This is a genomic window from Brevundimonas sp. (assembly GCF_023259385.1).
GTDB lineage: Bacteria > Pseudomonadota > Alphaproteobacteria > Caulobacterales > Caulobacteraceae > Brevundimonas.
Genome location: NZ_JAHFPF010000006.1, coordinates 18,732 through 30,949, shown reverse-complemented (window position 1 = coordinate 30,949; position 12,218 = coordinate 18,732). Strand labels below are relative to the sequence as shown.

19 protein-coding genes are annotated in these 12,218 nt (G+C 69.1%); 13 read left to right on the top strand and 6 right to left on the bottom strand.

Features of this window, described 5'->3' with window-relative positions; all coding sequences use genetic code 11:
- From Q0C81_RS00865 to Q0C81_RS00830, 8 genes are all read left to right on the top strand, one after another.
- The coding region (locus tag Q0C81_RS00865) for a response regulator (protein ID WP_291832311.1) at positions 1-1,222 on the top strand (1,222 nt) is incomplete at its 5' end.
- A gap of 73 nt (positions 1,223-1,295) precedes the next feature.
- Positions 1,296-1,772 carry a PaaI family thioesterase gene (locus Q0C81_RS00860; protein ID WP_291832309.1) on the top strand — a complete coding sequence of 159 codons (477 nt, stop codon included), beginning with the start codon at positions 1,296-1,298 and terminating at the stop codon, positions 1,770-1,772.
- Positions 1,769-2,167: a PaaI family thioesterase gene (locus tag Q0C81_RS00855; protein WP_291832307.1), complete on the top strand. Its 399-nt coding sequence runs from the start codon at positions 1,769-1,771 to the stop codon at positions 2,165-2,167. The genes Q0C81_RS00860 and Q0C81_RS00855 overlap by 4 nt, the downstream gene beginning before the upstream one ends.
- Positions 2,168-2,232: 65 nt before the next feature.
- Positions 2,233-2,661 carry a hypothetical protein gene (locus tag Q0C81_RS00850; RefSeq protein ID WP_291832306.1) on the top strand — a complete coding sequence of 143 codons (429 nt, stop codon included), beginning with the start codon at positions 2,233-2,235 and terminating at the stop codon, positions 2,659-2,661.
- Positions 2,662-2,698: 37 nt separating this feature from the next.
- The gene (locus tag Q0C81_RS00845) at positions 2,699-3,040 is read left to right on the top strand and encodes a hypothetical protein (RefSeq protein WP_291832304.1); all 342 of its coding nucleotides are present in this window, start codon (positions 2,699-2,701) and stop codon (positions 3,038-3,040) included.
- 88 nt (positions 3,041-3,128) lie between these two features.
- Positions 3,129-3,557 (top strand): hypothetical protein, encoded by a 429-nt coding sequence (locus tag Q0C81_RS00840; RefSeq protein WP_291832303.1) that lies wholly within the window; start codon positions 3,129-3,131, stop codon positions 3,555-3,557.
- Between the two features lie 19 nt (positions 3,558-3,576).
- Entirely contained in the window at positions 3,577-3,843 is a 267-nt protein-coding gene (locus tag Q0C81_RS00835) for a hypothetical protein (RefSeq protein ID WP_291832302.1), read from the top strand.
- Positions 3,844-4,025: 182 nt separating this feature from the next.
- Positions 4,026-4,601, top strand: coding sequence for a helix-turn-helix transcriptional regulator (locus Q0C81_RS00830; protein ID WP_367117957.1), 576 nt, complete (start codon positions 4,026-4,028; stop codon positions 4,599-4,601).
- Positions 4,602-4,704: 103 nt separating this feature from the next.
- Here the strand turns inward: Q0C81_RS00830 and Q0C81_RS00825 are convergent, their stop codons facing one another.
- The 5 genes from Q0C81_RS00825 to Q0C81_RS00805 form a co-directional block, all read right to left on the bottom strand.
- Positions 4,705-5,187 carry an SH3 domain-containing protein gene (locus Q0C81_RS00825; RefSeq protein ID WP_291832301.1) on the bottom strand — a complete coding sequence of 161 codons (483 nt, stop codon included), beginning with the start codon at positions 5,185-5,187 and terminating at the stop codon, positions 4,705-4,707.
- 78 nt (positions 5,188-5,265) lie between these two features.
- The gene (locus tag Q0C81_RS00820; protein WP_291832300.1) at positions 5,266-5,643 is read right to left on the bottom strand and encodes a hypothetical protein; all 378 of its coding nucleotides are present in this window, start codon (positions 5,641-5,643) and stop codon (positions 5,266-5,268) included.
- Positions 5,644-5,714: 71 nt separating this feature from the next.
- The gene (locus tag Q0C81_RS00815) at positions 5,715-7,388 is read right to left on the bottom strand and encodes a lysine--tRNA ligase (RefSeq protein ID WP_291832299.1); all 1,674 of its coding nucleotides are present in this window, start codon (positions 7,386-7,388) and stop codon (positions 5,715-5,717) included.
- A 50-nt stretch (positions 7,389-7,438) separates the two neighbouring features.
- Entirely contained in the window at positions 7,439-7,885 is a 447-nt protein-coding gene (locus Q0C81_RS00810; protein WP_291832298.1) for a hypothetical protein, read from the bottom strand.
- Positions 7,886-7,981: 96 nt separating this feature from the next.
- A complete protein-coding gene (locus tag Q0C81_RS00805; protein WP_291832297.1) occupies positions 7,982-8,383 on the bottom strand; it encodes a hypothetical protein in 402 nt (133 codons plus the stop codon).
- On the opposite strand from Q0C81_RS00805, the gene Q0C81_RS00800 reads away from it, so the two are divergent.
- Together Q0C81_RS00800 and Q0C81_RS00795 are read left to right on the top strand one after the other, a co-directional pair.
- A complete protein-coding gene (locus Q0C81_RS00800) occupies positions 8,382-8,579 on the top strand; it encodes a hypothetical protein (protein ID WP_291832296.1) in 198 nt (65 codons plus the stop codon). The genes Q0C81_RS00805 and Q0C81_RS00800 overlap by 2 nt on opposite strands.
- Positions 8,580-8,646: 67 nt before the next feature.
- Positions 8,647-9,441, top strand: coding sequence for a phytanoyl-CoA dioxygenase family protein (locus Q0C81_RS00795; RefSeq protein ID WP_291832295.1), 795 nt, complete (start codon positions 8,647-8,649; stop codon positions 9,439-9,441).
- 6 nt (positions 9,442-9,447) lie between these two features.
- Here Q0C81_RS00795 and Q0C81_RS00790 read toward each other — a convergent pair whose 3' ends face one another.
- Positions 9,448-9,867 (bottom strand): hypothetical protein, encoded by a 420-nt coding sequence (locus Q0C81_RS00790; protein WP_291832294.1) that lies wholly within the window; start codon positions 9,865-9,867, stop codon positions 9,448-9,450.
- 123 nt (positions 9,868-9,990) lie between these two features.
- Here Q0C81_RS00790 and queA point away from each other — a divergent pair, with 123 nt between their 5' ends.
- The 3 genes from queA to Q0C81_RS00775 all read left to right on the top strand — a co-directional run.
- A complete protein-coding gene (queA, locus tag Q0C81_RS00785) occupies positions 9,991-11,100 on the top strand; it encodes a tRNA preQ1(34) S-adenosylmethionine ribosyltransferase-isomerase QueA (RefSeq protein ID WP_291832293.1) in 1,110 nt (369 codons plus the stop codon).
- Positions 11,097-11,570 (top strand): hypothetical protein, encoded by a 474-nt coding sequence (locus tag Q0C81_RS00780; RefSeq protein WP_291832292.1) that lies wholly within the window; start codon positions 11,097-11,099, stop codon positions 11,568-11,570. The genes queA and Q0C81_RS00780 overlap by 4 nt, the downstream gene beginning before the upstream one ends.
- Positions 11,567-12,218 (top strand): tRNA guanosine transglycosylase (locus Q0C81_RS00775; protein WP_291832313.1); only part of this gene is annotated, 652 nt, incomplete at its 3' end. The genes Q0C81_RS00780 and Q0C81_RS00775, both read left to right, overlap by 4 nt.

Sequence of the window (12,218 nt, the reverse complement as noted above, 5' to 3'; positions counted from 1 at the left end):
GGAGCTGGCCGACCAGGCCCGCATCCTGACCGACACCAAGACCCAGGCGCTGATGTCCGCCCGCGCCAAGAGCCAGTTCCTGGCCATCATGAGCCACGAACTGCGCACGCCGATGAACGGCGTCCTGGCCGTGGCCGAGCTGCTGCGCCGTCAACCGCTGAACGCCCAGGCCCAGGCCCACGTCTCCACCATCGTGGAATCGTCCGAGACCCTGCTGCGCATCCTCCAGGACGCGCTGGACCTGTCGCGCGCCGAGGCCGGCGAGCTGGAACTGAACGCCGAGGCCACTCCGCTGCGGGCCCTGATGGACGACGTCGAGGCCATGTGGGCGCCGCGCGCCTCGCAGGACAACGTCACCCTGATGGTCAGCTACGAGGGCGACACCGAGCTGGCCGCCGTCATCGACGCCATGCGCATGAAACAGGTGTTCAACAACCTGATCGGCAACGCCCTGAAATTCGCCCGCAACGGCGTCGTCGAGGCCGGGCTGAAAGCGACGGCGCAGGGCGACCGCATCCACATGGAAGCCCGCGTGCGCGACGACGGTCCGGGCGTGGACGCCGACCGCGTGGACCTCATCTTCGAACCCTTCGTGCACGGCTCCGGCCCCGACGGCGCCGGTCTGGGCCTGTCGATCTGCCGCCAGATCGTCGACCGCATGGACGGCCGCATCTGGGCCGAGAACAACCAGGGCCGCGGCGCCACCTTCGCCTTCGACCTGAACGTCGAACGGGCCGAGCTGGAGACCGCGCGGACCTCGAACGTCGAAAACCTCACCGATCTGGACCTGCAGGACAGCCCGCACGTGCTGATCGTCGACGACAACGCCACCAACCGCGTCGTCGCCCAGGCCCTGTGCGAGATGTTCGGCTGCACCTCCGAGACCGCCGAGGACGGCGTCGAGGCGGTCGAGGCCGTGCAGGAGCGCCGGTTCGACCTGGTGCTGATGGACATCAAGATGCCGCGCATGGACGGCGTCCAGGCGACCCAGGCCATCCGCGCGCTCGACGGCCCCGTCAGCCAGATCCCGATCGTGGCCCTGACCGCCAACGCCGACCCGGAGGACGCGCGCCGCTACCTCTCCATCGGCATGGCCGCCGTGGTCGAAAAGCCGATCAAGCCGGAACGCCTGCGCATGGCCATGAACGCCGCGCTGGAACAGGCGGCCGAGATCGCCATGGCCGGGGCCGCCCCCGCCGCCGGAGCCCGCTCGGTCGCCTGATCCGGCGGCCTGAACGCACCAGATCCACGCACCGCGCTTGCGCTCGACCGCCGAAGCCGCAGATAGCTGGATCATGTCCGCTTCGCCCCTCGCCGCCATCCTGCCGCAGCTCGCCTCGGCGTCCGCCCACACCCATGCGCTCGGCTTCGCCTATGACGGCGTTGTCGGCGACCGGGTCCGCCTCAAGGCGCCGTGGCGCGAAGACCTGGTCGGCGATCCGCACACCGAGGTTCTGTCCGGAGGCCTGGTCACCGCCCTGCTGGACCATGCCGGCGGCATGGCGGTCTGGGTCGCCCTGAACCGGTTCGAGCCGATCGCCACCCTCGACCTGCGCGTCGACTACATGCGCGCGGCCCGGGCGCGCACCGGCCTGATCGCCGAGGCCCGCTGCTTCCGCCTGACCCGATCCATCGCCTTCGTCCGCGCCTGGGCCTTCGAGGACGATCCCGAGGATCCCGTGGCGGCGGCGCAATCGGCCTACATCCTGACCGCCGGCGACGCCCGCGGGGCCGGAGCCAATCTCAAGCCGCGGCGGGAGGCCGGCGCATGAGCGACCTGCTGACCACCCTGCCCTACGCCCGCTTCCTTGGCCTGCTCACGCTGCGCGACGGCGACCTGCTGACCGTCACCATGCCCTTCGCGGACAAGCTGATCGGCAACCCCGTCCTGCCCGCCCTGCATGGCGGATCGACCGCCGCGATGCTGGAACTGACCGCCGTGGCCCAGGTCGCGGTGCTGTATCCCCGCCTCGAACTGCCCCGGCCGATCAACGTCAGCGTCACCTACCTGCGCTCGGGACGCCCCCAGGACGTCCACGCCCGCGCCCGCATCAGCAAGGCGGGCCGCCGGGTGGCCCACGTCCAGGCCGAAGCCTGGCAGGACGACGAGAGCCAGCCCATCGCCTCGCTGAGCGCACACTTTCTGGTGGCGCAACACGACCTTTAGTTGTCATGGTTAACATCTTATGATTGATTCGCCCTCGTGACATGCGGTCACGGAGAGAATCAATCATGTCCAGACAATCCATCGGCGAAGCCCTTGCTGTCCGCCTCTATGCGGCTGAAACCGCGATCGATCAGGCGCTTACGGAAACCGCCTTCCTGGCGGCGGCTCTGCCGTCCGCCCGGGCCGAGGCCTATCTTTCAGCGGTGACCGGTCAGCGCGTCTTCGACGGCGCCGCGGCCAGCATCAGCGCCCTCGCGGAAGCGCGCTCCCACCTCATCCAGACCCACACGGCCCTCGCCGCCCTGGCCCGCAAGCTCGGGCTGGACACGCTCGCGATCGGCCCGCTGGACAAGCCGGGCGACCAGCCTCCGATCGGCGGCGGCCCCGGCAAGGACGGCGATACCGGCGGCACGCCGCTGGCCCGATCAGAAGTAAACAAACCGCTGACAAACAAGGACAACAAAGTACTACCGAATACCGCCGCTCCGTGTTAATATCCCGGTTACTGTGTTTTTTGTTTCGGAGGGTTTTATGGATAGGGCTGAAGTTATCGCCAGCGTCGCCGGCGATCTGAATGCGACCGAACAGGCGGTCGACGCCGCCATCGCCAAGGCGACCACTCTCGTCCAAGCGATGATCGGTGCTCGCACCGCCCTCAGCCTGTCCCCGGTGGCCGCCGCCGAGGCTCAGTCCAAGGCCATGGAAGCGATCGCCGCCCTCGGCGCCGCGCGTTCGGCCATCGTGGCTAGCCACGAAGAGCTCGCCAAGGACCACCGCCGCCTCGGTTGGGGCACCTACGCCATCGGCATTCTGGACAAACCGGCTGAAACCGGTCCGGAGCAGAAGCCGGTCGGTCGCCTCCGCGCGGTTTAATTCGGCGTAATGTCCGCCGCCGGTCATTCCGGTTTGTGTAGACTCGATGCAAAGTCGCCCTCATGCCGTTCGGCATGGGGGCGATTTCATGTTTGACACCCTCGCATCGCAGATCGGCTTCGCAATCGCGGTGCTGGTGACGGCGTTTGCGTTCCTGAAGGGCGACGAGCCCGAACGCGTCGGCGCGGGCGCCTATATGCTCGGCCTGTTCGCGTCCCAGCTCGTCCAGGACAAGGGGGCGCTGTACGGCACCCAATGGGGTCTGATGGCCATCGACGCCGTCTTCCTGGCGGTCTGCGTCGGCCTCGCCTGGAAGAGCCGCCGGGCCTGGCCCGTCTGGGCCTGCGCGCTGCAGTCGCTGATCGTCATGAGCCACCTTCTGACCCTGGTCGATCTGCGACCGTCCCTGACCGCCTTCTTCGCGGTCATCAATATCGCCAGCGCCGGCGTGCTCGTCTCCATCGCTGTCGGGACCTTCTGGGCCTGGCAGGAGCGGCGGGCGGCCGGGCTGGAATAACCCTCCGGAACCCCTCCCCATGGCCGAAATCCGTGATCAGACCCTGACCGGCGCGCAGACGCTCGACGGCAACACCTACATCAACTGCCAGTTCAGCAACGCGCGCCTGACCTTCCAGGGCGGCCAACCGCCCGGGTTCGTCAACTGCACGTTCGAGGACACCGAGTTCGTCTTCGACGGCGCGGCGGGCCGGACCATGGCCTTCCTCAAGGCCATGGCCCCTGCGAGCACCAACATGCGCCACATCGTGCTGGGCCTGCTGCCCGAACTGGGCGTGAACGGCTGAAGCGGCGGCTCTCGGCGCCCTGCCCGGAAACTCCCGGGCCGGACCGGTGATCATCGCCGACCGGCGTTGACCTCGGCGTCGCATAGGCGGATATTCCTAACCTCGAATCACCGAGGTCCGCCCTGCCCCTCTCTCACAACCAGATATGGACCGCCATCGACCGCCTCGCCCGGCGCGAGGGGTTGAGCGCGTCCGCGCTGGCGCGGCGCGCGGGCCTGGACGCCACCAGCTTCAACCCGTCCAAGCGCTTCGGCCCGGGCGAGCCGCCCCGCCCGCGCTGGCCCTCGACCGAAAGCCTGACCCGCATCCTGGAGGTCACAGGCGTGTCGCTCGGCGACTTCGCGACCCTGGCCCATGACGCGCCGGAGCGCCTGGCCACCATCCCCCTGCTGGGCATGGCCCAGGCGGGTCAGGACGGCTTCTTCGACGATGCGGGCCTGCCCATTGGCGAAGGCTGGGAGCAGACCGAGCTGCCGCGCCCGTCCGACAGCCTGCTGAGCCTGCGCATCAACGGCGATTCCATGGCTCCGCTGTATCGCGAGGGTGATCGGGTGATCGTGGACCGCGAGGCGTCCGACGTCCGCCGCGGCGACCGTGTCGTGGTCCGCACCGTCGGCGGCGAGACCCTGGCCAAGGAGGTGTCCTCCCTGACCGCCAAGGCGGTGACCCTGTCCTCGGTCAATCCGGCCTATCCGCCGCGCGCCGTTCCCCGCGCCGACATCGTGTGGATGGGCCGCATCCTCTGGGTCAGCCAATAACGCGCTCAAGCCGTGAGCCGCCGCGCGGCGAGCGATAGCGCGCAAACGAAAAGAGCCGCCCCTTTCGGAGCGGCCCTCATCGTCATCAGGGAAGGTGACGCTTTTAGTAGGCGGTGACGTAGCGGGCGTTCACCCAGCCGCCGCCGGCGATCTGAACCCATTCGCCTTCCGAGCCGGTCGCCGTGAAGGGCTGGCCGGCCGACAGGGTGCCGACCTGACGGTAGCCGGTGCCCGGACCCGAGCGGATGCGCAGGTTGGACGAGGCGCGGTACTGGGCGCCGCTGCTGGCGTTGGCGTCAGCGCGGGCGCGCTGCTGGTTGCAGCCGATGTACGAGCCGGCCGCCGCACCGGCGGCGGCGCCGCCCACGGCGCCCAGGGCGCGTTCATTGCTGGAGATCTGGCTGCCGGCCAGACCGCCGACCACGGCGCCGATCAGGGCGCCGGCGCGCTGGCGGCCGCCCGGGGCGTCGCAGTTGGTGACGCCGTTCGCCTGCTGGGCGACGGCGACGGTGGGGAGGGCCATCGGGCCCAGACCGCCCAGCATGGCGGCGGCGGCGATAGCGGCGGTGAAGGTCTTGTTCGACATGGCTCTGCTCCTGTCATCGAGTTGGTCGATGAAGGCTAGAATGCCCCAACCAACCTGAAGGCTCCCACAGCGTTGCCGTTATATTCGGTTCATCTTCGTTGCGCGGCGGCGACCGATCAGCTGGACGGCGGCGCCGGCGCTGGACACGACCAGATGCTGGCGGCCGGGGAACTGGAAATCCATGACCCGCGCCCACAGGTGCAGGAAGCGATCGTCGGTGGCGAAGGCCGTGATCGCCGACCGCGCGGGTCTCTGGAACATCTCCGCCAGCCGGGCGATCTGGTCAACGGAGGCGTCCGTCGGCACCACCCGGGTATCGACGATCCAGTCCCAGCTCCACAGTTCCGGATGGGCCTCGAGCACCGGAATCACCTGCTCCAGCGCCCGCGCGGCGGTGACGCCGCTGTTCAGGTCCAGATGCAGTATTTGCTCGGCGGCGTAGAACCGGTGGCGCAAGGTCGGGCTCCCGTGACCCAACCACCGTTACGGGCCGCCCCCTTAAGGACTCCCGGATGGCGCGATAGGGACTATTCCTTGGTCAGGGCCCCGTTCGCGCCCGCCTCGATCAGCGAAATGGTCTGCGGCAGGCCGTAGATGGCGGCGAACGAGCCGAAGCGCGGCCCCTGTGAGGCGCCGAGCAGGACTTCGTACAGCGCCCCGAACCAGGCGCGCAGCGGCTCGAAGGCGTGTGCCTTGCCCACCGCATAGACCTCGTTCTGGATCGTCTCGCCGTCGGTCGTGTCGGCCGGCAGGGCCTTCAGCCGTTCCGCCAGGTCCAGCAGCGCCGTCTTCTCCTGCTCGGTCGGCCGGCGATAGGACTTCGTCGGCTTCACGAAGTCTTCGTAGTAGTTCAGCGCATGGCCCATCAGCCGGTCGAGCGTCGGCTCGTTCTCGGGCGTCGCCTCCGGCAGATACTTGGCGAAATAGGCCCAGAGCTGGTCCTTCGACGAGGCGTTGGCCACGCCGACCAGGTTCAGCAGCAGGCTGAACGAGACCGGGCTGGCGACCTTGGGCGGGTTCCCAGCGTGGATCGACCAGACGGCGTTGTCGATCCGCTTGGCCGGCTCCTGCGCCTGGAACTGGTCGATGAAGCTCAGATAGTCGTCGATCGCGCGCGGAATGACGTTGAAGTGCAGCGACTTGGCCGACTTCGGCGACTGGAACATGTACCAGCTCAGGCTCTCGGGCGTGCCGTAGCGCAGCCACTCGTCCATCGTCAGGCCGTTGCCCTTGGACTTGGAGATCTTCTTGCCTTCGATGTCGAGGAAGAGCTCGTAGTTGAAGCCCTCGGGCGGCACGCCGCCCAGGGCGCGGCAGACCTTGGAGCTCTCGCGCACGCTCTCGATCAGGTCCTTGCCCGACATCTCGTAATCGACGTCCAGCGCGGTCCAGCGCATGGCCCAGTCGGGCTTCCACTGCAGCTTCACATGGCCGCCGGTGACCGGGACCTCGGTGCGCCCGCCGGCGGTGTCATCGAAGACGATGGTCCCCCTCTCGACGTTCCGCTCCAGCGTCGGGACCTGCAGCACATGGCCGGTGATCGGGCTAATCGGCAGGAAGGGCGAATAGGTGGCGCGGCGTTCCTCGCCCAGCGTCGGCAGCATGATGGCCTGGACGGCGTCGAACCGCTCCAGCAGGCGCAGCAGCACCTCATCGAACCGGCCCGAACGGTACTGCTCGGTCGAGGACAGGAACTCGTACTCGAAGCCGAAGCTGTCCAGGAAGGCGCGCAGGCGGGCGTTGTTGTGCGCGCCGAAGCTGTCGTGCGTGCCGAACGGGTCGCGCACCACCGTCAGCGGCTTGTGCAGGTCCTCGGCCAGCATGTCGGGGTTCGGAATGCCCTCAGGCACCTTGCGCAGGCCGTCCATGTCGTCGCTGAAGGCGATCAGGCGCGTCCGCCAGTGGTCGCCGGTCAGGGCGCGGAAGGCGTTGCGCACCATGGTCGTGCGCGCCACCTCGCCGAAGGTGCCCATGTGCGGCAGGCCCGACGGGCCGTAGCCGGTCTCCAGGATCACCGGCCGCTTCAGCGCCTCGAACGTCGCCAGCGCCTCGTCCGCCTTGCCGGCGTCGATCAGCAGCTTGGCCGCTTCGCGCTCGGCGTCGGACAGCCGCTTCTTCAGAACGTGGTTCAGAAGATTGCGGGCCTGTTCAAACGGCCACGACTTGGCGTCGCGCGCGAGGAGTTCGATGTTCTGCAGCATGGTACGGGCTTTGCCGCCTCACGGGCGTGCGGTCAACGACAGACCCGATCTCAGCGCCGATACAGGCCCATGACCCATCCGCCGACCGCCGCCGGCCAGACGGCGACATACAGGGCGAAGATCGGATTGATCGATCCGCCGGCGAGGGTCATCGCCAGGTAGAAGGCGAACACCACCGCTGCGCAGACGAGCGCGTAGACCCACGGCTTGCGCCAGCCCAGCCCGCGCAGGGCGAAATCGACCAGCAGGGTGATCACGGCGGCGACGGCGACCACGTTCAGGATCGCGATCCCGCCCACCGCGATCAGCGTCTCGATGCGGGAGCCGTTCAGTTTAAACTGCGAGATGAACGGCATGACGGCCATCGTCAGGATCGCCACCGCCGCATTCGCCAGCAGGCCGAGCCAGTATCCGCCGCGCCGGGTTCTGGGCGCCTCCGCCACCGGCCTTGATGCGCCAACACCTGCCGGCGCCGTGGTCCGCCTGCCGAAACTCATGCTCGCCTCCCCGTCGCTTCACCGACCCTAGAGGCTATGGGTAAAGACGATCTTCAGTCGGCGCGGCGCCGCCGTAATCTCTGAAGTCGGGCCCCTTCAGCGCCGTCGCCGCACCGTCCCGGCCACCACCGCCAGCCCCGAAGCCACGACCAGCGCATCCTCGATCAACCCGCTCCTCGTCTGGCCGATCCGACGCATCGCCGTCTTGCGGCCCGCCAGAGTCAGATAGGCCAAAGGCACGGCCGTCAGCACGGCGACAATCGCCCCCGCCCGCTCCCGTCCCCTCGGCGCCAGGGCTGAGCCCGCGATGCCGGCGCTCATCACCCGGGCCAACAGGCCAAGGAAGACGGTTCGGTCCGGCGCCGACTTCATCTTGTCCCCGAACAGCTCGCCCACGCCCATGGCCAAGGCGCCCGCCGTGAAGAGCGGATGGGTCAACAGCCGCAGCCGGCCCGGCGTCCTGCGGTGCGCCAGATGGGCCCCGGCGAGGGCGGCCATGGGCGTCATCGACCGGGCGCTGGCGACGGCGCCGATCAGGGCGGAAGGCAGAAGTTCGGTGGTTTTCATCCCGCCCCAACACCGTCCGGACGCCTACGGTTCACGGTCGCGCTTGCGCCATCGCGCCGGGCGCCTCAGTTTTCCGGCCATGACGATGTTCATTCGCACGACCGCGTTCGGCTTCCCGCTGGCCTGAGGGCCGCCGCCGAACCTCTGTTTCGCCCCTGGCCACGCCGGGGCGATGTCTGTTGCGAAAGATGATCATGACTCCTCCCGCCTCCCCGCGCGCCCTGACGCGTGCTCAGATCGACCAATTCGTCACCGACGGCGTCGTCCGGATCGATGACGCCTTCCCCACCGATGTCGCCGAACAGGCGCGCGCCGTCCTGTGGCGCGACCTCGGCCTTGAGCCCGACAGACCCGACACCTGGACGCATCCGGTCATGCGCCTGGACATGTACAGCCAGCCGCCCTTCATCGAGGCCGCCAATACGCCGGTGCTCCACGCCGCCTTCGATCAATTGGTCGGACCGGGCCGCTGGCGCCCCTGCCGGGCCATGGGGACCTTCCCGGTCCGTTTCCCGTCGCCGAAAGATCCTGGCGACGCGGGCTGGCACATCGACGTCAGCTTCGGGACCGATGACCCGAACTTCCTGAACTGGCGGGCGAACATCCGGTCCAAGGGCCGGGCGCTGCTGATGCTGTTCCTGTTCTCTGATGTCAGCGAGGCGGACGCCCCGACCCGCATCCGCCCCGGCTCGCACCGCCGGGTCGCCAGACTGCTCGCCCCTGCCGGGGAAGCGGGACTGACGCTGGGCGAACTGGCGGCCCGGGACTTCGGCGGCCCGGGCGACGGATCGGAGATGTCGGCCGCCGGCCCCGCCGGCACGGTTTACCTATGCCACCCGTTTCTGGCGCACTCGGCCCAACCGCACCGCGGGACCGCGCCCCGCTTCATGGCCCAGCCGCCGCTGCTGCCATCAGACTGGCCCGACGGAGGCGTCGATCCTCACGCGCCGGTCGGCCAGGCGATCGCCGACGCCTTGATGGACGGCTAGGGAGCTTCAGCCCTCGGCGCCGGCTTCTCCCTCGCCGGAGCGGCCGGCGCCGGGAATGGCGATGCAGCGCTGGCGCGTCCCGCCGCCGGGCGCGGCCTCGACGCGCGGGGCGATGGAGCTGACCGTGGTCCCGTCCGCCGCATAGGTGCCCAGGAACTGGCAGCCCGTCTGCAGGTCGGTCAGCACATAGATCCCCGGCTGGTCCGTCGCGGTTTTCGACAGGGTCGCGCCGATGGTGGCCCGCAGCGCCGCGGCCGGATCGTCGAGGATCTGCTGCGCCTGGGCCGAGCGGGTGTTGATCTCTTCCGCCGTCGCCTGGGCCTGGGCGGCCCGGTCCTGGACCTCCTGCAGGGCGGAGGTGTCGATGTCACAGGCGGCGACGGCGAGGCCGAGGGCGGTGACGGCGAGGCTGGTCAGGATTTTCATGCCCCGATCATGCCCGACCGCCCGCGCCGGGTCTGCCGGACAGATGGTCTCAGCCAGACGCCGCCCGCAGGCGGGGACCATCGCCTTGACCCCGCCGCAGACGCGTGGCCTTTGCGCCGCCTGATGAAGACCGCTGATTTCGACTTCGACCTGCCCGACGACCACATCGCGCTGCGCCCCGCGGAGCCGCGCGATTCCGCGCGCCTGCTGGTGGTGCGCGGCGGCGGGCTGGAGGACCGGATCATCCGCGATCTGCCGGAATTCCTGCGCCCCGGCGACGCCCTGGTGTTCAACGACACCCGGGTGATCCCGGCGCGGCTGTCGGGCGTGCGCCAGCGTCCAAACCCCGTGATAGGGGGACCGGACGGCGAGACCCTGACCGTCGAGGTCGAGGCCACCCTGCACCATCGCGACGCGCCGGATGTATGGTCCGCCTTCATGAAGCCGGGCAAGCGGATCAAGGCGGGCGACCGCATCCGCTTCGGCCAGGTCCACGACGGCGCCTGCGAACTGAGCCGCCTCGACGCCACCGTCGCCGACAAGGGCGAGGACGGGCTGGTGGTGCTGAAGTTCGACCTGTCCGGCCCGGCGCTGGACGACGCCATCCGCGATGTAGGTGTCATGCCCCTGCCGCCCTATATCGCGGCCAAACGGGCGGAGGACGACCGCGACCGTTTAGACTATCAGACCGTCTTCGCCGAGCATGACGGCTCGGTCGCCGCGCCGACGGCGGGCCTGCACTTCACCCCCGCCCTGCTCGACGCGATCCGGGCGAAGGGCGTCTCGACCCACGCCGTGACCCTGCACGTCGGCGCCGGCACCTTCCTGCCGGTCAAGGCCGACGACACCGCCGACCACAAGATGCACTCGGAGTGGGGAGAGGTTTCGGCCGGGACCGCCGAAGCCCTGAACGCCATCCATGCCTCCGGCGGGCGCATCGTCTGCGTCGGCACCACCTCCCTGCGCCTGCTGGAAAGCGCAACAGATCAAGACGGCGTCGTGAAGCCGTTCCACGGCGATACCGCCATCTTCATCACCCCCGGCTACCGCTTCCGCGCGGTGGACGTGCTGATGACCAATTTCCACCTGCCGAAGTCGACCCTGTTCATTCTGGTCAGCGCCTTCGCCGGGCTGGAGACGATGAAGGCCGCCTACGCCCACGCCATCAACACCGGCTACCGCTTCTATTCCTACGGCGACGGCAGTCTGCTGATCCGCGAGACCGCCTCATGACCGCCCTCCCCCGTCCCCTGATCCAGAGTCTCGAAATGCTGGCCGCCACGGCCGAGGCGCTGGAGCTCCGCAACGACTGGATCGTCTTCGGCGGCGCGGCCATGGCCCTGTCCGGCCTGCCCGACTGGCCCGTCCCCGACATCGACGTGCTGGCCTCCGAAGAGACCGCCAACGACCTGATCGACGCCTTCGGCGGCCGGATCATCACCCCGGCGGGTCAGGACCGTTTCCGGTCCCGCCTGCTGGCCCGGATCGACGGCACGCCCGTACCGATCGAGATCATGGTCGGGCTGGAGGTCAGGACCGACGAGGGCTGGACCCCCGTCGCCTTCCGGACCCGCGTTGACCGCCCGGTGCTGGATCGCCACATCCCCACCGCCCGAACTTCCGAGCAGGCTCAGATGGCGCGCCGCTTCGGCCGCCCCAAGGACCTGCAGCGCGCCGAGGCGCTGGACAAGCTGACCGACTGATGACCTTCCCGTTTGAGATTTCCAAGAACGACGGCCGCGCCCGCACCGGCGTGCTGAAGACCCCGCGCGGCGACATCCGCACCCCCGCCTTCATGCCCGTCGGCACCGCCGCCACGGTCAAGGCGCTGACCGTCGATCAGGTCAGGCAAACCGGCGCGGACATCCTGCTGGGCAACACCTACCACCTGATGCTGCGCCCCGGCCCGGAGCGGATGGAGCGCCTCGGCGGGCTTCACAAATTCATGGGCTGGGACAAGCCGATCCTGACCGACAGCGGCGGGTTCCAGGTCATGTCCCTGTCGGGCATCTCCAAGCTGACCGAGGAGGCCGTGACCTTCTCCAGCCATATCGACGGCTCCAAGCACGTCCTGACGCCCGAGCGGTCCATCGAGATCCAGGCCGACCGCATCGGCTCGGACATCGTCATGCAGCTGGACGAATGCGTCGCCTGGCCCGCCGAGGAGAAGCGCGCCCGCGAGGGCATGGAGCTGTCCGCCCGCTGGGCCCAGCGCTCCAAGACCGCCTTCGGCACGCGCGATACGCAGGCCCTGTTCGGCATCCAGCAGGGCTCGACCTTCCAGAACCTGCGCAAGGAGTCGTCCGAACGGCTGCGCGAGATCGGCTTCGACGGCTACGCCATCGGCGGCC